Source organism: Rahnella sp. BIGb0236 (assembly GCF_004364755.1).
Classification (GTDB): domain Bacteria; phylum Pseudomonadota; class Gammaproteobacteria; order Enterobacterales; family Enterobacteriaceae; genus Rahnella; species Rahnella victoriana.
This window is the reverse complement of sequence record NZ_SOAO01000002.1, coordinates 590,182-612,376: the sequence shown is the minus strand read 5'-3', so window position 1 is coordinate 612,376 and position 22,195 is coordinate 590,182. Positions and strand designations below refer to the sequence as shown.

General features: G+C 53.7%; 22 protein-coding genes. 12 read left to right on the top strand and 10 right to left on the bottom strand.

From position 1 onward, the window contains the following. Window positions 1–46: 46 nt before the first annotated feature. The 3 genes from ggt to EDF78_RS06365 all read right to left on the bottom strand — a co-directional run bounded on the left by ggt (window position 47) and on the right by EDF78_RS06365 (window position 3,462). A complete protein-coding gene (ggt, locus tag EDF78_RS06375; protein WP_133822749.1) occupies window positions 47–1,798 on the bottom strand; it encodes a gamma-glutamyltransferase in 1,752 nt (583 codons plus the stop codon). Between the two features lie 255 nt (window positions 1,799–2,053). Then, window positions 2,054–2,656, bottom strand: coding sequence for a peroxiredoxin C (locus tag EDF78_RS06370; protein ID WP_095924927.1), 603 nt, complete (start codon window positions 2,654–2,656; stop codon window positions 2,054–2,056). A 224-nt stretch (window positions 2,657–2,880) separates the two neighbouring features. Beyond that, complete coding sequence (locus EDF78_RS06365) at window positions 2,881–3,462, bottom strand: ACP phosphodiesterase (protein ID WP_095924928.1); 582 nt, start codon at window positions 3,460–3,462, stop codon at window positions 2,881–2,883. Between the two features lie 134 nt (window positions 3,463–3,596). Between EDF78_RS06365 and queA the strand changes: the two genes are divergently transcribed. The 5 genes from queA (at window position 3,597) to secF (ending at window position 9,256) form a co-directional block, all read left to right on the top strand. Next, the gene (gene queA, locus EDF78_RS06360; RefSeq protein WP_095924929.1) at window positions 3,597–4,667 is read left to right on the top strand and encodes a tRNA preQ1(34) S-adenosylmethionine ribosyltransferase-isomerase QueA; all 1,071 of its coding nucleotides are present in this window, start codon (window positions 3,597–3,599) and stop codon (window positions 4,665–4,667) included. A gap of 112 nt (window positions 4,668–4,779) precedes the next feature. Continuing rightward, window positions 4,780–5,904, top strand: coding sequence for a tRNA guanosine(34) transglycosylase Tgt (gene tgt / locus EDF78_RS06355; RefSeq protein WP_133822748.1), 1,125 nt, complete (start codon window positions 4,780–4,782; stop codon window positions 5,902–5,904). A 162-nt stretch (window positions 5,905–6,066) separates the two neighbouring features. Continuing rightward, window positions 6,067–6,399 carry a preprotein translocase subunit YajC gene (gene yajC / locus EDF78_RS06350; RefSeq protein WP_095924931.1) on the top strand — a complete coding sequence of 111 codons (333 nt, stop codon included), beginning with the start codon at window positions 6,067–6,069 and terminating at the stop codon, window positions 6,397–6,399. Window positions 6,400–6,426: 27 nt separating this feature from the next. Next, a complete protein-coding gene (gene secD, locus EDF78_RS06345; protein WP_119826807.1) occupies window positions 6,427–8,274 on the top strand; it encodes a protein translocase subunit SecD in 1,848 nt (615 codons plus the stop codon). A gap of 10 nt (window positions 8,275–8,284) precedes the next feature. Continuing rightward, window positions 8,285–9,256: a protein translocase subunit SecF gene (secF, locus tag EDF78_RS06340; RefSeq protein ID WP_095924933.1), complete on the top strand. Its 972-nt coding sequence runs from the start codon at window positions 8,285–8,287 to the stop codon at window positions 9,254–9,256. A 68-nt stretch (window positions 9,257–9,324) separates the two neighbouring features. Here the strand turns inward: secF and EDF78_RS06335 are convergent, their stop codons facing one another. Next, a complete protein-coding gene (locus tag EDF78_RS06335; RefSeq protein WP_133822747.1) occupies window positions 9,325–9,888 on the bottom strand; it encodes a DUF3251 domain-containing protein in 564 nt (187 codons plus the stop codon). A 160-nt stretch (window positions 9,889–10,048) separates the two neighbouring features. On the opposite strand from EDF78_RS06335, the gene nrdR reads away from it, so the two are divergent. The 6 genes from nrdR (at window position 10,049) to pgpA (ending at window position 14,392) form a co-directional block, all read left to right on the top strand. Beyond that, entirely contained in the window at window positions 10,049–10,498 is a 450-nt protein-coding gene (gene nrdR / locus EDF78_RS06330) for a transcriptional regulator NrdR (RefSeq protein ID WP_015698341.1), read from the top strand. A gap of 48 nt (window positions 10,499–10,546) precedes the next feature. Continuing rightward, a complete protein-coding gene (gene ribD, locus EDF78_RS06325) occupies window positions 10,547–11,656 on the top strand; it encodes a bifunctional diaminohydroxyphosphoribosylaminopyrimidine deaminase/5-amino-6-(5-phosphoribosylamino)uracil reductase RibD (RefSeq protein WP_162928695.1) in 1,110 nt (369 codons plus the stop codon). A gap of 123 nt (window positions 11,657–11,779) precedes the next feature. Further along, window positions 11,780–12,250 carry a 6,7-dimethyl-8-ribityllumazine synthase gene (ribE, locus tag EDF78_RS06320; RefSeq protein WP_095924936.1) on the top strand — a complete coding sequence of 157 codons (471 nt, stop codon included), beginning with the start codon at window positions 11,780–11,782 and terminating at the stop codon, window positions 12,248–12,250. Window positions 12,251–12,270: 20 nt separating this feature from the next. Next, the gene (gene nusB / locus EDF78_RS06315) at window positions 12,271–12,684 is read left to right on the top strand and encodes a transcription antitermination factor NusB (protein WP_013576663.1); all 414 of its coding nucleotides are present in this window, start codon (window positions 12,271–12,273) and stop codon (window positions 12,682–12,684) included. A 164-nt stretch (window positions 12,685–12,848) separates the two neighbouring features. After that, on the top strand, window positions 12,849–13,835 hold the full coding sequence (gene thiL, locus EDF78_RS06310) for a thiamine-phosphate kinase (protein WP_133822745.1): 987 nt from the start codon (window positions 12,849–12,851) through the stop codon (window positions 13,833–13,835). Window positions 13,836–13,897: 62 nt separating this feature from the next. Further along, complete coding sequence (pgpA, locus tag EDF78_RS06305) at window positions 13,898–14,392, top strand: phosphatidylglycerophosphatase A (protein ID WP_095925292.1); 495 nt, start codon at window positions 13,898–13,900, stop codon at window positions 14,390–14,392. Between the two features lie 69 nt (window positions 14,393–14,461). On the opposite strand, the gene EDF78_RS06300 is transcribed toward pgpA, so the two are convergent. From EDF78_RS06300 to xseB, 4 genes are all read right to left on the bottom strand, one after another. Further along, complete coding sequence (locus EDF78_RS06300) at window positions 14,462–15,436, bottom strand: aldo/keto reductase (protein WP_133822744.1); 975 nt, start codon at window positions 15,434–15,436, stop codon at window positions 14,462–14,464. Between the two features lie 183 nt (window positions 15,437–15,619). Next, window positions 15,620–17,482: a 1-deoxy-D-xylulose-5-phosphate synthase gene (gene dxs, locus EDF78_RS06295; RefSeq protein WP_095924939.1), complete on the bottom strand. Its 1,863-nt coding sequence runs from the start codon at window positions 17,480–17,482 to the stop codon at window positions 15,620–15,622. An 18-nt stretch (window positions 17,483–17,500) separates the two neighbouring features. Then, window positions 17,501–18,430, bottom strand: a complete 930-nt coding sequence (gene ispA, locus EDF78_RS06290; RefSeq protein ID WP_095924940.1) for a (2E,6E)-farnesyl diphosphate synthase — start codon at window positions 18,428–18,430, stop codon at window positions 17,501–17,503. 5 nt (window positions 18,431–18,435) lie between these two features. Beyond that, the gene (gene xseB, locus EDF78_RS06285) at window positions 18,436–18,678 is read right to left on the bottom strand and encodes an exodeoxyribonuclease VII small subunit (protein WP_095924941.1); all 243 of its coding nucleotides are present in this window, start codon (window positions 18,676–18,678) and stop codon (window positions 18,436–18,438) included. Between the two features lie 276 nt (window positions 18,679–18,954). Between xseB and thiI the strand changes: the two genes are divergently transcribed. Next, the gene (gene thiI / locus EDF78_RS06280; protein WP_095924942.1) at window positions 18,955–20,403 is read left to right on the top strand and encodes a tRNA uracil 4-sulfurtransferase ThiI; all 1,449 of its coding nucleotides are present in this window, start codon (window positions 18,955–18,957) and stop codon (window positions 20,401–20,403) included. A gap of 84 nt (window positions 20,404–20,487) precedes the next feature. Here the strand turns inward: thiI and yajL are convergent, their stop codons facing one another. Further along, entirely contained in the window at window positions 20,488–21,096 is a 609-nt protein-coding gene (gene yajL, locus EDF78_RS06275; protein WP_133822743.1) for a protein deglycase YajL, read from the bottom strand. Beyond that, window positions 21,059–21,970 (bottom strand): 2-dehydropantoate 2-reductase, encoded by a 912-nt coding sequence (panE, locus tag EDF78_RS06270; protein WP_133822742.1) that lies wholly within the window; start codon window positions 21,968–21,970, stop codon window positions 21,059–21,061. The genes yajL and panE overlap by 38 nt, the downstream gene beginning before the upstream one ends. Window positions 21,971–22,195 lie beyond the last annotated feature (225 nt).

Below are 22,195 nucleotides of genomic sequence, written 5' to 3'. Positions count from 1 at the left end.
GGGCTATATCAAGGCGGCAACGCAGAGACAGCCCGAAGGATGGCGGTTAATAACCGATGGCGGCACCAGCGGGGCGTCGCACATCATTCGCGCCATACAGATAACCTTCGCGAACCTTGCCGGACACCGCAGAGTCATTGCCTGAGTTCGCTGATGTCACGCCAGCAGCCCCCGGTAATCCCACCATAATCAGCTCTGTCGCGCCCCACGGCGTCTGTTCAACCATTTTGTAACCCATCTTCTGCAGGATGTTCAGGCTGTCCTGAGAAACGCCGCGCTGCTCGTAATACACTTCATCCGGCAGCCACTGATGGTGAATACGCGGCGCATCGACCGCTTCCTGTGGTGCCATGCCGTAATCAATGACATTCAGCGCCGCCTGCAAGGTGATGGTGATAATGCGTGAACCGCCCGGCGAACCCAGCACCATGAAGATCTTACCGTCTTTGGTCACCAGACTCGGGCTCATAGACGATAGTGGGCGCTTACCGGGGGCGATGGCATTTTTGGTTCCCTGCACCAGACCGTAGAGGTTTTTCTCGCCGACTTTGGTGGTGAAATCATCCATTTCGTCATTGAGGAAGAAACCGGTACCCGGCGCAATCACCACCGAACCAAAGCGGCCATTGACCGTATAAGTGGTGGACACGGCGTTGCCCAGGTTATCGACAATAGAATAATGCGTGGTTTCCGGCTTCTCGTGCGGTTCCATACCCGGCTGAACCGCCGTGGACGGCGTGGCTTTATCCGCTTCTATTTTCTTACGGATTTCATCGGCATAGCTTTTACTGACCAGACGGTCGATCGGGTTTTTCACAAATTCCGGATCGCCGAGATAGGTATTGCGGTCCATATAGGCATGACGCATGGCTTCGGTGAGGACGTGAATCGAAGCCGCGGAGTTGAAGCCCATGCTTTTCAGGTCATAGCCTTCGACAATATTGAGAATTTCACACATCGTCACACCGCCGGAGCTTGGCGGGGGCGCTGAGACGAATTTATACCCGCGATAGCTGCAGGAAATCGGTGTGTCTTCGGTGACTTTATAGTTCGCAAAATCTGCCGCTGTCAGGATGCCGCCGCCTTTTTTGGAGGCCGCTTCCACCGCCGCCGGGATATTGCCTTTGTAGAACGCATCCGGTCCGTGTTGAGAAATGGATTCCAGCGTGTTGGCTAAATCGGTTTGCACCAGTTTGTCGCCAGGTTGCAGCGGACTGCCGTCTTTACGCAGGAAAATACGCGCGGTTTCAGGGTCTTCTTTGAAGCGTTTCACCGTGGTATCGAGAATATCGGTATCGGCGCGGGTCAGTACAAAGCCCTGACGGGCGAGTTTAATCGCCGGTCCCATCACCTGCTGACGCGTCAGTTTGCCGTATTCCTTTTGCACGGTATCCATGCCCAACACGGTACCCGGCACGCCTGCGGCGAGATAGCCGTACAGGCTGGCACCTTTTTTCACGTTGCCGTCGGCATCCAGATACATATTGGCGCTGGCCGCCGCCGGGGCAGTTTCGCGGAAGTTGATGAATGTGTCCTTGCCATCAGCAAGATGCACCGTCATGAAGCCTCCGCCGCCGATATTGCCACAGCATGGGTTGACGACCGCCTGCGCATAGCCAACGGCCACGGCAGCATCGATGGCATTGCCGCCCATTTTCAGAATATCCACGCCGACCTGAGAGGCCAGATATTGCGAGGTGACGACCATGCCGTTTTTGGCTTCAACCGCAGGATTCGACGCGGCGTACAGCGGGAGACTGGTCAGCATGGCCAGCGCGATGAGTGATTTCCGTAACATAGGGGCTCCTGTTTATTACCCTGTCTTATGAGTCATAACCTTCAGGTTATTGTGTGGTAACGCTTTTTTGTGATTTCAGTCCGACAATGTTTATGCAATCAGCACGCCAGAATGACGCGGTCAGACCGTTTTCAGCGTAGACGCAAAAGAGGCAACACGAGGAGCGGGAAGGGGAAAATGTGATCGTGCCGGATGGCAGGCAAAAAAAACGGCCAGCGAGGCTGACCGTTATTGACCTTTACATCCGTGAAGGGATTACAGGTTTGATGCGTTTTCTGTCAGGTATTTAGCCACGCCGTCCGGAGATGCGCCCATACCTTTTTTGCCTTTTTCCCACTGAGCCGGGCACACTTCGCCGTGCTCTTCGTGGAATTGCAGCGCGTCAACCATACGCAGCATTTCGTCGATGTTACGACCCAGTGGCAGATCGTTCACTACCTGGTGACGAACAACGCCTTCTTTGTCGATCAGGAAAGAGCCGCGCAGTGCAACGCCAGCGTCCGGATGTTCGATACCGTAGGCTTTCTGGATTTCGCGTTTGATGTCAGCAACCATTGCGTATTTAACAGGACCGATACCGCCTTTCTCTACCGGAGTGTTACGCCATGCGTTGTGAACGAACTCAGAGTCGAAGGACACACCGACAACTTCTACGCCACGTTTCTGGAATTCTTCGTAACGGTGATCGAAAGCGATCAGCTCAGAAGGACAAACGAAAGTGAAGTCCATTGGCCAGAAGAAGATAACAGTAGGTTTGCCTGCAGTGTGTTTTTTGAAGTTGAAGTTTTCAACTACTTCGCCGCTACCGAGAACTGCTGCTGCGGTGAAGTCAGGGGCTGGACGAGTTACCAGAACCATAATATTACTCCTTATGAAACCCTTACGGGCGTCGTAGGTGAGAAGGAAGGGTGAACAAAACGACTGCCAGTATAGGGGCAACCCTCGGGTGAATAAACCCCATCGCACCAATCAATCAGATAGCATCCGGCTATCAGTCTTTGAAGTAAGTCTCATACTTCTTTAACAACAACCTTTTGTTTTGCAGGGAAATGTGGCGTATTTCACAAAATTCGCCGGATGTTTCAGAGCTGGCGGTCTTTGGCCTGTTGCATCATGACCGGATAAAACTGCCAGAACAGTTGCTCCAGGGCGTCGTAATTGAGTTCGATATCATGAAATGAGCCGGTCAGCGCGCTCAGCTTTGGTCGCCGGTTAGCCATACCGCGTAACACATTGCCGATAAAAGGCAGCGCGGCATACCGTTCCATCCAGCGTTCCGGCCATAAATACGCATTCAGATTTTGGAAACGTTCCGGCATGTCAGGCAACTGCGGTTCGATTTCCTGCTGGCAGGCCTCAAGAAAATCTTCCAGCGATTGCTGAGGATGAAGGGTGGACCAGTGACGTGAGAGAAAGTGATCCCAGACGACATCAAGGGTGATCGGCGCGACGCGGCGAAAATCCTCACGAAAATAGCTGCGGGCAATTTTCACTTCCGGCAGCGCATCGGTCATGGTATCTACGCGACGGTGCATGCGGATGCCACTGACGATTTCAGCAGAAAACTGACCGTCAGGATTGCCGCGAACGAAGTCTGCCAGCAGGTTGCCGGTCAGCGAGCTTCCGGCTAAAGAAGCCAGATGGAGATGGGCTAAAAAATTCATTCGCGAAGTATAACGCAGGAAAGTTGATCTCTGACAGGGCAGCGGATGCCTTTATTGACGCAGATGCTTGCAGGGGATGCCCCGTCCCACTAGACTAAGCCGCCTGTTTTTGTCGTTAAGTGAAGTGAAAAGCCATGCGTGTTGCCGATTTTTCTTTTGAACTCCCTGAATCCCTGATTGCCCGCTATCCGCAGACCCAGCGCAGCGGCTGTCGTTTGTTGTCTCTGGACGGGCCGGGCGGTGAGTTAACGCACGGCGTGTTCACCGACATTCTCGATAAAATTCATCCCGGCGATTTGCTGGTATTCAACAATACCCGCGTGATCCCGGCCCGCGTGTTTGGCCGTAAGGTCAGCGGCGGTAAAATTGAAGTGCTGGTTGAGCGTGTGCTTGATTCGCACCGCGTACTGGCGCATGTGCGTGCGTCCAAATCGCCAAAACCGGGTGCTGAACTGCTGCTCGGTGATAAAGAAGACATTAAAGCCACGATGGTGGCGCGCCACGATACGTTGTTCGAGCTGGAATTTAATGAAGACCGTGATGTCTTTACTCTGCTCAACGAAATCGGCCATATGCCGCTGCCGCCGTATATTGATCGTCCCGATGAAGATGCAGACCGTGAACTGTATCAGACCGTGTACAGCGAACGTCCGGGTGCGGTAGCCGCGCCCACCGCTGGCCTGCATTTCGATGAGCCACTGATGGATGCGCTGAAAGCGAAAGGTGTGGAATTTGCTTTCGTCACGCTGCACGTGGGCGCCGGGACGTTCCAGCCAGTTCGCGTGGACACCATCGAAGACCACATCATGCACGCGGAGTATGCCGAAGTGCCTCAGGACGTGGTGGATGCCGTCCTGGCCTGTAAAGCGCGCGGGAATAAAGTCGTCGCCGTAGGCACCACGTCTGTGCGTTCGCTGGAAAGCGCGGCCAAGGCCAGTGAAGATGCGCTGATTGCGCCGTTCTTTGGCGATACCAAGATTTTCATTTATCCGGGCTATCACTATCAGGTGATTGATTCCCTGATCACCAATTTCCACCTGCCTGAATCAACGCTGATCATGCTGGTGTCGGCGTTTGCCGGCTATAAAAATACGATGAATGCCTATCATCAGGCCGTCGCAGAGCAGTACCGTTTCTTCAGTTATGGCGATGCGATGTTCATCAACCGTAACCCGCTGGCGCCGCAGGAAGTGGTCGGCCAGTAACGATTTTTGTAACTACCGGCCCGGTCGCACTCGGTGCATCCGGGCTTTCTTTTCCGGGCGTCATGCCACGGACTTAACCTCATCAGACTGTTTCTCTGATGCTGGAGGCAATGTGAAGTACGAATTAAGCACTACCGATGGCCGCGCACGCCGCGGGCGTCTGGTCTTTGAACGTGGCGTGGTCGAGACGCCGGCATTTATGCCGGTGGGCACTTACGGCACCGTAAAAGGCATGACCCCGGAAGAAGTGAAAGAGACCGGCGCACAGATTTTACTGGGCAACACTTTCCACCTGTGGCTGCGCCCGGGTCAGGAGATCATGAAACTGCATGGCGACCTGCACGATTTCATGAACTGGCACGGTCCGATCCTCACCGATTCCGGCGGCTTCCAGGTGTTCAGCCTGGGTGCGATGCGTAAAATCAAAGAAGAGGGTGTGCATTTCCGCAACCCGATCAACGGTGATCCGGTCTTCCTGAGCCCGGAAAAATCCATGGAGATCCAAAACGATCTGGGCTCCGACATCGTGATGATCTTCGACGAATGTACGCCATATCCTGCTGACTGGGATTACGCAAAACGCTCGATGGAGATGTCTTTGCGCTGGGCAAAACGCAGCCGCGATCGCTTCAACGAATTGAATAATAAGAATGCTTTGTTCGGGATTATTCAGGGAAGCGTTTACGAAGATTTACGAGATGCATCATTAAAAGGGCTGGTAGATATCGGCTTTGATGGTTACGCTGTGGGCGGCCTGGCAGTCGGCGAGCCTAAGGAAGACATGCACCGTATTCTGGAGCACGTTTGTCCGCAAATTCCGGAAGACAAACCTCGTTATCTGATGGGCGTCGGTAAACCGGAAGATCTGGTGGAAGGCGTACGTCGCGGCATCGACATGTTCGACTGCGTGATGCCAACGCGCAATGCGCGCAATGGTCATCTTTTCGTGACCGACGGTATCGTGAAAATCCGAAATGCGAAGCATAAAGATGACACGTCAACGCTCGACGAGCACTGTGATTGCTACACATGTCGCAATTATAGCCGTGCCTACTTGCATCATCTCGACCGTTGCAACGAAATTCTGGGTGCGCGGCTGAATACGATCCACAATCTGCGCTATTACCAGCGTCTGATGGCCGGTTTACGTCAGGCTATCGAAGAGGGTAAATTAGACGCGTTTGTGACAGACTTCTATGAGCGTAAAGGCAAACCGGTTCCGCCTTTAAACTTCTGATTTCTTTCTCGCGTCGGCATCTTCGAAAGGGGGTGCCGATTTTATAATTTCTTGGGCCGGCATTATGGGGTATTGTGCGAGACGTTTCATCGCCAGACTCCGGGTCGGATCCCGGGTTAGTTTTACATCAATTTGCTTCACAACAACAATGAGGGAAGTTAAATGAGTCTTTTCATTTCCGATGCAGTCGCAGCGACCGGCGCACCGTCACAGGGAAGTCCTTACTCTCTGGTCATCATGCTGGTGGTCTTTGGTCTGATTTTCTATTTCATGATCTTGCGCCCGCAGCAGAAACGTACGAAAGAACACAAAAAACTGATGGACTCTATCGGTAAAGGTGATGAAGTTATGACCAGCGGTGGCCTGATCGGTCGCGTAACCAAAGTATCCGAAACCGGCTACGTGGTTATCGCACTGAACGACACTAACGAAGTGATGATTAAACGTGACTTCGTGGCAGCTGTTCTGCCAAAAGGCACGATTAAGTCTATCTAATTTTCGATTTTCCCGAAGGGAACTGCCGTGTTAAACCGTTATCCTGCGTGGAAGTATCTGATGTTGATCGTCGTGATCATCGTCGGGCTGCTTTATGCACTTCCCAACCTTTATGGTGAGGATCCGGCTGTTCAAATCACTGGTGCTCGGGGTTCCGACGCCAGTGAAGCAACGCTGGACCAAGTCCGTAATGTATTAGATCAAAGCAAAATCCAGATCAAATCAGTTGCTCTGGAGAATGGCGCTATTCTTGCCCGTTTCAAAGACACGGATGTACAACTTCGTGCACGTGAAGCGCTGACTGAAGCGCTGGGCGATAAGTTTGTTATTGCACTGAACCTTGCACCGGCAACGCCGCGCTGGTTGAGTATGCTGGGCGCTGAGCCGATGAAGCTGGGCCTCGATTTACGTGGTGGTGTGCACTTCCTGATGGAAGTGGATATGGATACCGCGTTAACCAAGCTGCAAGAACAAACGATGGACAATATGCGCAGTGATCTGCGCGACAAGAATATTCCTTATGCCACGGTGCGTAAGCTCGACAACTATGGCGTTGAAGTGCGTTTCCGCGATGCTGCTACCCGTGATTCTGCGGTCAGCTACCTGAGCCCACGTCACCGCGATTTAGTGATCACCAACAGCGGCGACAATGCCGTCAAAGTGGTGATGACTGATGCTCGCCTGAGTGAAGCTCGCGAGTATGCCGTTCAGCAAAACATCACCATCCTGCGTAACCGTGTTAACCAACTGGGTGTCGCCGAGCCGCTGGTACAGCGTCAGGGTGCTGACCGTATCGTGGTTGAGCTGCCGGGTATTCAGGATACTGCGCGTGCCAAAGAAATCTTAGGCGCGACTGCGACACTGGAATTCCGTCTGGTTAACACCAATGTGGATGCTTCAACTGCCGCGACCGGTCGTGTACCGGGTGACAGTGAAGTGAAAAACATGCGTGATGGCCGTCCGGTTGTGCTGTACAAGCGCGTGATCCTGACCGGTGACCACATCACTGATTCCACATCCAGTATGGATGAATACAATCAGCCGCAGGTTAACATCTCTCTCGACAGCGCTGGCGGTAACGCCATGTCTAACTTCACCAAGGACAACATCGGCAAACCGATGGCGACCCTGTTTGTGGAGTACAAAGACAGCGGTAAGAAAGATGCCAATGGCCGTTCGATTCTGGCGAAACAGGAAGAAGTCATCAACGTGGCGACTATTCAGTCACGTCTGGGTAACAGCTTCCGTATCACCGGGGTGAACGATCCGAATGAAGCCCGTCAGCTCTCTCTGCTGCTGCGTGCCGGGGCGTTGATCGCGCCAATTCAGATTGTTGAAGAACGCACCATCGGCCCGACCTTAGGGATGGAAAATATCAAGCAAGGTCTGGAAGCCTGTCTGGCAGGACTTGTGGTCTCAATTATCTTCATGCTGTTCTTCTATAAGAAGTTTGGCCTGATTGCGACCTCTGCGCTGATTGCTAACCTGGTGCTTATTGTTGGGATCATGTCTCTGATACCAGGGGCAACACTCACCATGCCGGGTATAGCGGGTATCGTATTAACCCTTGCCGTAGCGGTTGATGCCAACGTACTGATTAACGAACGTATTAAAGAAGAACTTAGTAACGGACGTACAGTACAGCAGGCTATTGATGAAGGTTACAAAGGCGCGTTCAGCTCCATTTTTGATGCCAACGTCACGACGCTAATCAAGGTCATCATCCTGTATGCCGTCGGCACCGGGGCAATTAAAGGCTTTGCGATTACAACCGGTATTGGTGTAGCGACGTCCATGTTTACCGCAATCGTCGGTACCCGTGCCCTCGTAAATCTGTTGTACGGCGGCAAGCGCATCAAAAAGCTGTCTATCTGAGGAGTGCGTTGTGGCACAGGAATATACTGTTGAACAATTAAACCACGGCCGTAGAGTCTATGACTTTATGCGCTGGGATTACTGGGCTTTCGGTATCTCTGGTTTCCTGTTGATCCTTTCTATCGCCATTATCGGTGTGAAAGGTTTCAACTGGGGTCTGGATTTCACCGGCGGTACGGTCATTGAAATCTCGCTGGAAAAACCTGCGGATTTGGACGTGATGCGCGCTTCGCTTGAGAAAGCAGGCTTTGCAGAACCGCTGGTACAGAATTTTGGTAGCAGCCGTGACATCATGGTTCGTATGCCACCGACTAAGGGTGAAACAGGCGGCCAGGAACTGGGTGCTAAAGTTCTTAGCGTGATTAACGAAACGACCAGCCAGAATGCTCTGGTAAAACGTATCGAGTTCGTGGGGCCAAGCGTAGGGGCCGATTTGGCGCAAAATGGTGCTATGGCACTGTTAGTGGCATTGATCGCTATCTTGGTTTACGTCGGTTTCCGCTTCGAGTGGCGTCTGGCAGCCGGTGTGGTTATCGCGCTGGCTCACGACGTTGTGATCACCATGGGTGTGCTCTCGTTGTTCCATATCGAGGTTGACCTGACCATTGTCGCATCGTTGATGTCGGTTATCGGTTACTCGCTTAACGACAGCATCGTCGTATCGGACCGTATTCGTGAGAACTTCCGCAAGATCCGTCGCGGAACGCCTTACGAAATCTTTAACGTGTCGTTGACTCAGACGTTGCACAGAACATTAATCACATCCGGTACCACGTTAGTCGTGATCCTGATGCTGTATTTGTTTGGTGGTGCATTGCTGAGTGGTTTCTCACTGACCATGTTGATTGGTGTTTCAATCGGTACGGCTTCATCGATTTACGTGGCGTCCGCGCTGGCTCTGAAACTGGGCATGAAGCGTGAACACATGTTGCAGCAAAAAGTGGAAAAAGAAGGCGCCGATCAGCCTTCAATTCTTCCTTAAGCTACCCGTGTGAAAGCCATAAAAAACCCCGCATTGCGGGGTTTTTTTTTATCTGCGGTTCGTTGTGCTCACGGCGCGACGACGGGCTGCGTCTGCGGGATCGCCACGATATTATGCAGATGAACGAACCCCAGCGTATCCACCGTCACCTGATTAAACTTCACTTCGACGGTTTTCAGCGGCCCCGGCAGCAGATCGGGTTCCACGGTAATGGTCTGGGTTTGCATGTCGACGGTCAGCGGTTTGCCGGTCACCGGATCCAGCTGTCCCCAGCTGACTGACGCGGTAAACGGCGGCAATGGCTGACCGGCGTTGTTTTTGATTTCCAGCACCGCCTGGACACCGCTGGCATCCGGCGCAACGCGGGTCAGCTGAACACTGAGCTCGCCGATGTCACTTTTCAGCAGCGCGGCACTTTTGGCCGCCGGTAACAAATAGACACCATTATTTGACTGGCGGTTGAGGGTGGTTTGTTGCTCCAGCGCGGTGGCTAAATCAGTCAGGCGTTGCAGCTTTTGATTCAGCTGGCCGACTTCCGTTTTCAGCTCGGGCATTGGTGAGTTTTGCGTCGCACAGCCCGTCAGGCTGACAAACGCAGCGCAGGCCAGTAACAGGCGCGGGTGTTTAGTCATATCAGAGACTTCCTTTCATCTGCCCGTTGAAACATTCCGTCCGGGCACCCATATCGATAACTAAGTTTAACCCGATGTCGATGAAAGTAGCGACAGCCTTTGTTGTCGGCACACTTCGGGTTAAACTAATGTCCAATTGAGTTCGCGATCAGGAAGTGCTATGCATTGCCCATTTTGTGCCGCTGTTGATACTAAAGTCATCGATTCCCGCCTGGTAGGCGACGGATCGCAGGTTCGCCGTCGCCGTCAGTGCCTGGTGTGCCATGAACGTTTCACCACCTTTGAAGTGGCGGAACTGGTGATGCCGCGCGTCATTAAAAGCAATGAAGTCCGTGAACCCTTCAACGAAGACAAACTACGCGGCGGATTCCTGAAAGCACTGGAAAAACGCCCTGTCAGTTCTGATGACGTGGAAACCGCCATCAGCCACATTAAGTCACAATTACGCGCGACCGGTGAACGTGAGATCCCTGCCAAAATGATTGGCAATCTGGTGATGGATGCCCTGAAGGGGCTGGATAAAGTCGCCTATATCCGTTTCGCGTCGGTGTATCGCAGCTTCGAAGATATCCGTGAATTTGGTGAAGAGATCGCCCGCCTTCAGGACTGAGGAAAGTTGATGTTGCCCGGACAGCCTGCTGAACCACAATCTGCTGAATTGCATTCCGATGAACGCTATATGGCGCGCGCTTTCGAACTGGCGCGTCGCGGGCGTTTTACCACCACCCCGAATCCGAATGTCGGTTGTGTCATTGTATTGAATGGCGAAATTGTCGGTGAAGGCTATCATTTGCGTGCCGGTGAACCGCATGCCGAAGTCCACGCCTTGCGCATGGCCGGTGAGAAAGCGAAAGGGGCGACAGCGTATGTGACGCTGGAGCCTTGCAGCCACCACGGGCGCACGCCGCCTTGTGCCGATGCGTTGCTGGCAGCGGGTATCACCCGCGTGGTCGCCGCGATGCAGGATCCTAATCCAGAAGTGGCGGGGCGCGGGTTATACCGCCTCAAACAAAACGGCGTGGATGTCAGCCACGGGCTGATGCATCCGCAGGCCGAAGCGGTGAATCTGGGTTTCCTGAAACGCATGCGCACCGGTTTTCCTTACGTGCAGCTTAAAATGGGCGCGTCTCTGGATGGCCGGACGGCGATGGCCTCTGGCGAAAGTCAGTGGATCACCTCGGCGGCGGCCCGTGCGGATGTTCAGCGTTTTCGTGCCGAAAGCTCGGCGATACTCAGCACCAGTGCCACCGTGCTGGCGGATAATCCGTCACTGAATGTGCGCTGGAGCGAACTGGGCAGCGACGTACAGGCAATTTATCCCGAGGATAATCTGCGCCAGCCGCTGCGCATTATTCTCGACAGTCAGAACCGTGTGACGCCACAGCATCAGCTGGTGAATCTGCCCGGTGAGGTGTTGCTGGCACGGCTGGAAACAGATAATCAGATCTGGCCGGAGTCTGTCGAACAATGGCGTGTGGCTGAGCGCGATAACCGTATTGATCTGGTTCTGCTGATGATGCAGCTGGCGAAACGTCAGATAAACGCCATCTGGGTCGAAGCGGGTGCTCAACTGGCGGGTGCCTTATTACAAGCCGGTCTGGTTGATGAATTAATCGTTTATATGGCGCCTAAGTTATTGGGTAATAATGGCCGCGCGCTGTGTGACCTGCCCGGGCTGCAACATCTGGCTGATGCGCCGGAATTCGTTTTCAGCGATATCCGTCAGGTTGGCCCGGATTTACGTTTGCGCCTGAAACCAGTGTACTGAGAATTTTACTCCTCCCTGCGGAATGGCTTTAAAAGCGCATGTCCAGACAGGGTAATTTTATGATAGAATCCGCCCCCCTGCGGCTGGGGTTGAGAAACTCCTGAACCCACTTTAAGGAAAACTATGAACGTTATCGAAGGTGTTGTAGCCACGCCTAACGCGCGCGTAGCGATCGCGATTGCTCGTTTTAACAATTTTATCAACGACAGCCTGCTTTCCGGTGCTGTTGATGCGTTGAAACGTATTGGTCAGGTCAGCGATGACAACATCACCGTAGTCTGGGTCCCTGGCGCATACGAATTGCCTCTGGCAACCCGTGCACTGGCTGAAAGCGGTAAGTTTGACGCGGTGGTTGCACTTGGCACCGTGATCCGCGGGGGCACTGCCCACTTTGAATTTGTAGCGGGCGAATGCAGCTCTGGCCTGTCCAGCGTTGCCATGAACAGCGAAATCCCGGTTGCCTTTGGTGTGCTGACCACAGAAAGCATTGAACAAGCCATCGAACGCGCAGGGACAAAAGCCGGTAACAAAGGTGCAGAAGCTGCACTGACCGCGCTTGAAATGATTAATGTTATCAAGGCTATTAAGGCCTGAATCTAGTTAAGGGGAAATCCGTGAAACCTGCTGCTCGTCGCCGCGCCCGTGAATGTGCCGTTCAGGCGCTTTACTCCTGGCAGTTGTCGAAAAATGACATCGCCGATGTTGAATTAGAATTCCTGACCGAGCAGGATGTCAAAGACGTAGACATTGCCTATTTCCGCGAACTGCTGGCTGGTGTAGCAAACAGTGCTGAGAAACTTGACGCACTGATGGCGCCATACCTGTCCCGCCAGCTGGATGAACTGGGCCAGGTGGAAAGAGCGATTTTGCGTCTGGCTCTGTTTGAGCTGAGCAAACGCCAGGACGTTCCTTACAAAGTGGCGATCAACGAAGCGATCGAGCTGGCGAAAACCTTCGGCGCCGAAGACAGCCACAAGTTCGTCAACGGTGTGCTGGATAAAGCAGGTCCGCATATTCGTAAAAAGTGATCGTCAAAAAGAGTCAGCCCCGGTCACAAATGGCGACAGTCATTTTGGCTGATTTCTGGCTCTGTTGATAATCTGGTGATGTCACCCTGTTTATCCTTTGTGTGACACCCTTCTTAAGGCCGGATTTCCGGCCTTAAGTCATTCTAACGATTTGGAAATGTACTATGGCATGCGGCGAATTTGATGTTATCACTCGCTACTTTAACCGGTTCAGAACCGCCCGACAGGATGTGCATTTGGGCATTGGTGATGATTGTGCCTTACTGACGGTTGGCGAGAAGCAGCTATTAGCAGTCAGCACCGATACTCTTGTTGAAGGCATCCATTTTCTCAAAACGATTTCACCGGCCGATCTGGGCTATAAAGCCCTGGCGGTTAACCTGAGCGATCTGGCCGCCATGGGCGCGGATCCGGCCTGGGTTTCACTGGCACTGACGTTGCCGGAAGTGAACACCGACTGGTTGCAGGCATTCAGCGACAGTCTGTTTGAACAGCTCAATTATTACGGCATGCAGCTGATTGGCGGCGACACCACACGCGGCCCGCTGAGCATGACGTTAACCATTCAGGGTCTGGTGCCCGCGGGCCGTGCCTTAACCCGCTCTGGCGCTGGAATTGGCGACTGGATCTTCGTCACCGGAACGCTCGGTGACAGTGCCGCAGGGCTGGCCATTCTGCTGGAACAGCTGAGCGTGGCCGATACCGATACGCGTGAATTCTTGCTCAAACGTCATCTGCGCCCTACGCCGCGTGTTCTGCAGGGGCAGGCGCTGCGCGATTTAGCGACATCCGCTATCGATCTGTCTGACGGGCTGATTTCCGATCTTAAACATATACTGAATGCCAGCGAATGCGGTGCACGGCTCGATCTGGATACCCTCCCGTTATCGGCTGCGTTAACGCAGGTCACCGACCCTGAGCAGGCGCTGAAATGGGCACTGACCGGGGGTGAGGACTATGAACTTTGCTTCACGGTGCCGGAAATTAACCGGGGCGCGGTGGACGCGGCGCTGAGCCATCTGGGCATCGACTTTACCTGTGTCGGTCAGATTGCGCCGCTTTCAGAAGGGATCAAGTTTATGCGTTCAGGCGTACCGGTGGAACTGGAATGGCATGGGTTTGACCACTTTGCCGGAGAGGAACTGTTGTGAATATAGGCCGTAAAAAACGCCCGGCAGGGTACAAAGGAAAAACCGGTGATCCGGTTCAGGACATGGCCGCCGCCAAAAAACGTCTGGATTTACGCAATCCGTGGCATTTACTGGCCACCGGTTTTGGCAGCGGTTTATTCCCTGTCGGCCCCGGTACCGCAGGCTCGGTCGCCGCGATCCCGTTCTGGATTGTCATGACCTACCTGCCGTGGCAGGTCTATTCCATGATCGTCATGTTCAGTATTTGTATCGGGGTATATCTGTGCCGCCAGACAGCACGCGACATGCGGGTGCATGATCACGGCAGTATTGTCTGGGATGAATTTGTCGGTATGTGGATCACCCTGATGGCGATCCCGGTGAATGACTGGCGCTGGGTATTAATCGGTTTTATCGTTTTCCGCGTGCTGGATATCTGGAAACCCTGGCCGATCCGCTGGTTTGACCGTAACGTGCAGGGCGGAATGGGCATCATGATTGATGACGTGGTAGCCGGTGTACTGGGTGCGGCGATTATCTATCTGATCGGGCATCACTGGCCGCTGGGTCTGTTCTGATCCGTGTCAGAAAGTCATCAAAAAGGCGTTGCCGGGTTTCCCTGACAACGCCTTTTTTACGATCTGATATTACTGGAAACCGGTCGCCTGATGCGGCACGTAAGCCATTTCCAGCTCGGCGATCTCCTCAACAGAGAGTTTAACCTCCAGTGCCGCGATAGCATCTTCCAGATGAGCAGGGCGGGAAGCACCAATGATTGGCGCGGTCACCACATGTTTGCTCAGGATCCACGCCAGTGCGATTTGCGCACGCGGTACGCCATGATCTTCCGCGATTTTCCCCACTCGCTCGGCGATTTTCCCGTCGGCCTCATCGGTGGCGTCATACAGCGTTTTGGCGAAATTATCAGAAACCGAACGTGCGGTAGTTTCTCCCCACGGACGGGTCAGTTTACCGCGCGCCAGCGGGCTCCACGGCAATACCGCAATGTTCTTTTCCAGACACAGCGGATACATTTCATTTTCTTCTTCACGCTGGATCAGATTGTATTGATCCTGCATCGACACAAAACTTGCCCAGCCGTTTTGCTCAGAGACATCCAGAGCCTGTTTAAACTGATGGGCGTGCATTGATGACGCGCCAATAAAGCGCGCTTTACCCGCTTTCACGACGTCATTCAGTGCTTCCAGCGTCTCTTCAATCGGTGTGTCGTAATCCCAGCGATGGATTTGCAGCAGGTCGACATACTCCATGCCGAGACGGCGCAGACTGTCGTCGATGGATTGCATAATCGAGGCGCGGGAAAGTCCCGGTTTTAAGCCGGTAACAGCGTTGTACACTTTGGTCGCCACGACAATGTCATCGCGTTTCGCGAAATCCCGGAGGGCGCGACCGACGATTTCCTCACTGCTGCCGTCAGAATAGCTGTTGGCCGTATCAAAGAAATCGATCCCGGCATCCAGCGCTTGCTGAATGATCGGGCGGCTGCTCTCTTCCGGCAGAGTCCAGGCGTGCGTGCCGCGATCCGGTTCGCCAAACGTCATACAACCCAGACACAGCTTCGAAACTTTTAATCCGGTTTTTCCCAATGTGGTGTATTGCATAGCATTTCTCCATTGCGGTTTGTGTGGCTATCTGATTGTTTTTAATCGATAACCAAACTAGCAGAACATGATGAAAATGGTTAGCACGCTATAACTGTAGCTTACAGAACGGCAGGAACGTGTGACAGAGAAGGAAATCAGAGAGGAAAATCCCCTCTTTCAGGCAGAAAGAGGGGGGAACAATCAGGCCAGCCAGTCGGTGATCTGGCGGTCAATGCCTTCGGCATCCAGGCCGACATCGTGACGAATTTCTTCCTGTGTGCCTTGCGGAACAAAGCTGTCCGCCAGACCGATATTCAGCACCGGCACCAGAATACGTTTAGACATCAGCAGTTCATTCACGCCGCTGCCCGCACCGCCCATGATGGCGTTTTCTTCCAGTGTCACCAGCACTTCATGACTGGCAGCCAGTTCCTGAATTAACGCTTCATCCAGCGGTTTCACAAAGCGCATATCCACGACGGTGGCATTGCGTTTTTCCGCTGCCGCCAGGGCTTCAGGTAACAATGTCCCGAAGTTAAGAATAGCGACTTTTTCGCCTTCACGGCGCACCACGCCTTTGCCTATAGGCAATGAAGCCAGCGGTTCACAACTCGCGCCCGTCCCGTTGCCACGCGGATAACGCACGGCAACCGGCCCGCTGTTGTGGTGATAACCGGTATGCAGCATCTGGCGACATTCATTTTCATCGCTAGGCGTCATGATGGTCATGTTCGGGATACAGCGCAGGAAGGAGAGATCGAACGCGCCCTGATGCGTTTGTCCGTCCGCGCCGACAATGCCACCGCGATCGATCGCAAACAGCACCGGCAGATTCTGGATCGCCACGTCGTGAATAACCTGATCATACGCACGTTGCAGGAACGTCGAGTAGATCGCCACGATCGGCTTGTACCCGCCAATCGCCAGACCGGCGGCAAAGGTCACGGCGTGTTGCTCGGCAATCGCCACATCGAAATATTGCTGCGGGTATTCGCGCGAGAAACGCACCATACCTGAGCCTTCACGCATCGCGGGCGTCACCGCCATCAGCTTGCTGTCTTTCGCGGCGGTTTCGCACAACCAGTCTCCGAAAATCTTCGAATACGTTGGCAGACCTTCTTTGCTTTTCGGCAGGGTACCGGAAGCCGGATCGAATTTCGGCACCGCATGGAAACTGATCGGATCTTTTTCGGCTGGCTCGTAGCCTTTGCCTTTTCTGGTCATGATATGCAGTAACTGCGGGCCTTTCAGGTCGCGCATGTTTTTCAGTGTCTGCGCCAGCGCCATCACGTCATGACCGTCTACCGGCCCGATATAGTTGAAGCCGAGCTCTTCAAACAACGTCCCCGGCACCATCATGCCTTTCAGATGTTCTTCGGTGCGGCGTACCAGCTCTTTGATCGGAGGCAGGCCGGACAGGACTTTCTTACCGCCTTCACGCAGGCGTGAATAGAGTTTGCCGGACAACAGTTGTGCCAGATGATTGTTCAGCGCGCCGACGTTTTCTGAAATCGACATCTCGTTGTCGTTGAGGATCACCAGCATGTCAGGTTTGATGTCGCCCGCGTGGTTCATCGCTTCAAACGCCATACCGGCGGTGATCGCGCCGTCACCAATCACACAGACGGTGCGGCGGCCTTTGCCTTCACGTTCAGCCGCCACGGCCATGCCCAGACCGGCACTGATGGACGTCGATGAGTGACCGACGGACAGCGTGTCGTATTCGCTTTCACCACGCCACGGGAACGGGTGCAGGCCGCCTTTCTGGCGGATAGTCGAAATACGATCACGGCGACCGGTGAGAATTTTGTGCGGATAGGCCTGATGGCCGACATCCCAGACAACGTGGTCAAACGGCGTGTTATAGACGTAATGCATCGCCACGGTCAGTTCAACCGTCCCGAGACCGGAAGCAAAGTGTCCGCTGGACTGGCTGACGCTGGCCAATAAATATTGGCGCAGCTCATCGCAGAGCCTCGGCAGGCTCTCTTTAGGGAGCGAACGGAGATCTTCAGGATCCTCCGCCAGCGCCAGTGTCGGGTATTTGGCTAATTCAAGACTCATCAGTTGCTCATAGTAAGTTTAATTATCGCGTTCAATGACAAAGCGGGCTAACGCGAGAAGTGGCGCGGTGTTGTAAGAGCGTGCCGCGAGCTGATCCAGCGCGGCAACGGCTTCCTGATACAGATCCGCGGCCTTGGCTTTTGCACCGTCCAGCCCCAGCAGGGCAGGGTACGTGCTTTTACCAAGCTGCTGATCAGCGCCCTGACGTTTACCGAGCGTGGCGGTATCACCTATTACATCCAGAATATCGTCCTGAACCTGGAACGCTAAGCCAATGGCCTGAGCGTAGTTATCCAGTATCGGTAAAACGGCACGGCCGGTTTCCCCGGCAGCCAGCGCGCCCATGCGCACGGCAGCGCGGATCAGCGCACCGGTTTTGTGACGATGAATTTTTTCCAGTGCGGCGAGATCAACCTGATGACCTTCCGCCGCTAAATCCAGTGCCTGACCGCCGCACATTCCGCTTGCTCCGCTGGCGCGTGCCAGTTCGGAAACCATCGCCAGACGATCTTTCACCGCGACATCCGGCATCTCGCTGTCAGCCAGAATGGAGAAAGCCAGGGTCTGCAGGGCATCGCCCGCCAGAATCGCATTGGCTTCGCCAAATTTAATGTGACAGGTTGGCTGACCACGGCGCAAATCGTCGTCGTCCATGGCCGGTAAATCATCGTGGATCAGTGAATACGCGTGGATGCATTCCACAGCCGCCGCCGGGGCATCAAGATTTTTCAAATCAAGGCTGAATAACTGGCCGCTGGCGTAAACCAGATACGGGCGCAGGCGTTTTCCGCCCAGCAGCGCACCGTAGCGCATGGCCTCAACCAGTGGCAAGTCTGCCAGCGGCTGGGTGCTGACATATGCCGTTAATGCCTCATCGACACGCTTTTGCATCGTGCGCAGTTCGCGCGTAAACCCGTCGATGGAAGAGGGAGAGATCGCTTCAGACATGCCAGTTACTCAGCTTCCGGGGTGAAAGGCGTCAGCGGCGCATCGTTATCACTGTCGAGCAGGATCTGGACGCGTTGCTCTGCCTGTTGCAGCTTTTGTTGCCCCTGACGTGCCAGCTGGACGCCTTGCTCAAATTCAGTGAGAGCCTCTTCCAGAGGCAACTCGCCGGATTCGAGGCGGGAAACGATCTGTTCCAGTTCGGCCAGAGCCGTTTCAAAATTGGCAGGTGGTGCAGATTTTTTTGGCATAATTCTCTTTTAATATCGTTGATCAGAATGGATGATCGAAGTACTGAGGCGGCAGAGTCGGCGCTCAGCCTCAAGAGACATTCCTGTTCAGCATGACATCTGCTGTCGGGTTTTGTGCACAGAGTACCCATTTTAAGTGATATACTCTGCGCCGCAGATATTATTGCTAAGCCCAATGTGACACAGAACCAACATTTGGCTTAGCAATAATAGGATCCTAGATCCTTATTCAGCGACTTACTACCCCGTTTTTTCACCCGCTAACAAAAGACTGCCATGAAGTTTATCATTAAATTGTTCCCTGAAATCACCATCAAGAGCCAATCTGTGCGTTTGCGCTTCATTAAGATCCTCTCAAGCAGCATTCGCAATATCGTGCGACCGCATGATGAGACACTGGCCGTGGTCCGCCACTGGGATCATATCGAAGTTCGCAGCAAAGACGAAAGCAAACACGACCTGATCCAGGAATTGCTCTGTCGCATTCCCGGCATCCGTTATGTCGAGGAAGTGGAAGACCGTCCTTATACTGATGTTCACCACATTTTCGAACAAACGCTGGAAGCCTATCGTGCTGAAGTGGAAGGGAAAACCTTCTGCGTGCGTGTTAAACGTCGCGGTAAACATGACTTCACGTCCACGGAAGTGGAACGTTACGTCGGCGGCGGCCTGAATCAGCACATCGAATCGGCAAAAGTCAGCCTGAAAGATCCGCAGGTGACGGTGAAACTGGAAATTAATGACGATCAGCTGGTGCTGGTGAAAAGCCGTCTCGAAGGTCAGGGCGGTTACCCGATTGGCACGCAGGAAGATGTACTGTCACTGATTTCCGGCGGTTTCGACTCCGGCGTATCCAGTTATATGCTGATGCGTCGCGGCTGTCGTGTGCATTACTGCTTCTTTAACCTCGGTGGTGCGGCGCATGAAATCGGTGTGAAACAGGTCGCGCATTATCTGTGGAACCGGTTTGGCAGCTCGCACCGTGTGCGTTTTATCGCCGTGGATTTTGAGCCGGTCGTGGGTGAAATCCTCGAAAAAATCGAAGACGGTCAGATGGGCGTGGTGCTGAAACGCATGATGGTGCGTGCGGCGTCAGCCATTGCTGAGCGTTATGGCGTGCAGGCGCTGGTGACCGGCGAAGCGCTGGGACAGGTTTCCAGCCAGACGCTGACCAACCTGCGTCTGATTGATAACGTTTCTGACACGCTGATCCTGCGCCCGCTGATTTCTCACGATAAAGAGCACATCATTAAGATTGCCCGTGAGATCGGTACGGAAGATTTTGCGAAAACCATGCCGGAATATTGCGGTGTGATTTCGAAAAGCCCGACGGTGAAAGCGGTGAAAGCGAAGATTGAAGCCGAAGAAGCCATGTTCGATTTCAATGTGCTGGATAAAGTGGTCAGCGAAGCGCGAAACGTCGATATCCGTGAAATTGCCACCCAGGCGGCAGAAGTGGTGCCGGAAGTGGAAACCGTCGCGGAGTTCACTTCAACTGACATCGTTCTGGATGTGCGCGCACCGGATGAAGTGGAAGCGCAGCCGCTGGCACTGGAAAACGTCGAAGTGAAACCGTTAGCATTCTACAAGCTGGCGACGCAGTTTGGCGATCTGGACCAGAGCAAAACGTATCTGTTGTATTGCGACCGTGGCGTAATGAGCCGTTTGCAGGCGCTGTATCTGAAAGAACAGGGCTTCGATAACGTGAAAGTGTATCGCCCGTAACACGCGGTCCTTATATATAAAAAAGGGGTTCAGCAATGCTGAGCCCCTTTTTGTTTGCTCAAATTATTGTCGGGATCTTGTGGCTCAGGATTCCCGTGCGCCTTCATCGGTATAGTTATAAATTCCCGGCGCGAGCACCAGCTGTGCGGCAATCTCTGCGGCTTTGGCTTTGCCCAGCAACAAATCGATAATCTTCAGGGCGAATTCCATCGCCGTGCCCGGCCCCTGACTGGTCAGCAGATTGACGCGCGGATCAAAGATCACCCGGCGATCAGACCATTTGTTCGGGTCGATTTTATCTTTTAAGCCCGGAAAACCGGTCATATTGCCGACCGGGAATAAATCGTGATATTCCAGTACCAGCGCAGTCGCGGCGCAGATGGCCGCAACAATTTTACCGCTGACGTGCATCTGACGGACTTTTTCCACCAGCAGCGGACTTTCGCTGAAACAGGTCGCGCCGCCCAGGCCGCCGGGCAATACGATCACATCGTATTCATCATCCGCCACATCCACCAGCGCAGTATCAGCCAGAATACGCACGCCGCGAGAACAGCGGATCTCCAGATTGCCGTCGCCTGCGACGCTGGCGGTGGTCACGTTAATGCCCGCCCGCACCAGCAAATCAATCACGGTGACGGCTTCAATTTCTTCGCTACCAGGTGCCAGGCAGACCAGAACCGATGCGCTCATAATCGTTTTCCTTTTTCTTAATCTGTTCAAATATGCGGGTATTGACCGGCAGGGGCAGGCCGAATTTGCGCCCGCGACGCAGAAGATAGCCGGTGATGTAATCAATTTCGGTATGACGCTGGTTGCGGATATCCTGCAACATCGACGAATGGTTGGCGGAGGTGGAATCAATCACCTGATAGACGAAGCTGAGCAATGATTCTCTGTGGATTTCGACGCCTTCAATCGCCATCACCTGCGCGACTTCCTGACAGATCTGCTCAATCTGACCGGCATACGCCAGCAAATCACCATTGGTGCAGTCGTACAACGCAGTCAGCGGATTGATGACACAGTTCACCGCCAGCTTGTTCCACAGCGACGGTTTAATGTTGTCATGCCACGCCACGTCGGGTAAGGCATTGTGCAACGTGTCGGCCAGCGAACTCAGTGCCGCACCGCGCGGTGTCACCGGCCCGATGTGCGTCGCACCGGCCGCCACATGGACAATGGCGTTGCCTTCATGACGTGCCGCGTGGGTCGTGGCACCCTGTAAAATGGCCAGCCGGTTCGCCGGTAACTCATCAATGGTACCCATGCCATTATGCAGCAATAATATGGCGCAGTTATCATTGAGCATCGGCATCAGGGCGCTTACCGCGCCGGAAACCTGCCACGCCTTGAGCGTGACCAGCAGTAATTCGCTTTGTGCCAGATGTTCCGGGTCGTTAGTCGGCATATTGCGGTTGAAAGCCATGCCTTCCGGTGAGATCACGTTGACGGCACAAAAAGGCTGCGGAATACGCACCCAGCCCTGAACGTCGTGGCCTTGCTGATAAAGAGCAGAAAGCCAAAGTTGTCCCAGTGCACCGCAACCCAGTACTGTTATTTTCATTGTGCCTCCCGGGAGTTGTGGCGAAATCCGCCGGCCAGTCCGGTTGTAGAAAGAATATTCTGCTGTCCGGTTATCTTATTAGTATAGACATTTGTGCTGCGCATCACATTTTCACCTGCACTTTTTGACCATCGGGGCATTTTATGTTCGGTGCTTTGCTGTTGTTTGGCATCGACGGTTGAAGGCGGTATTATGCACGCCATATAACGTGCAATACAAAAACTA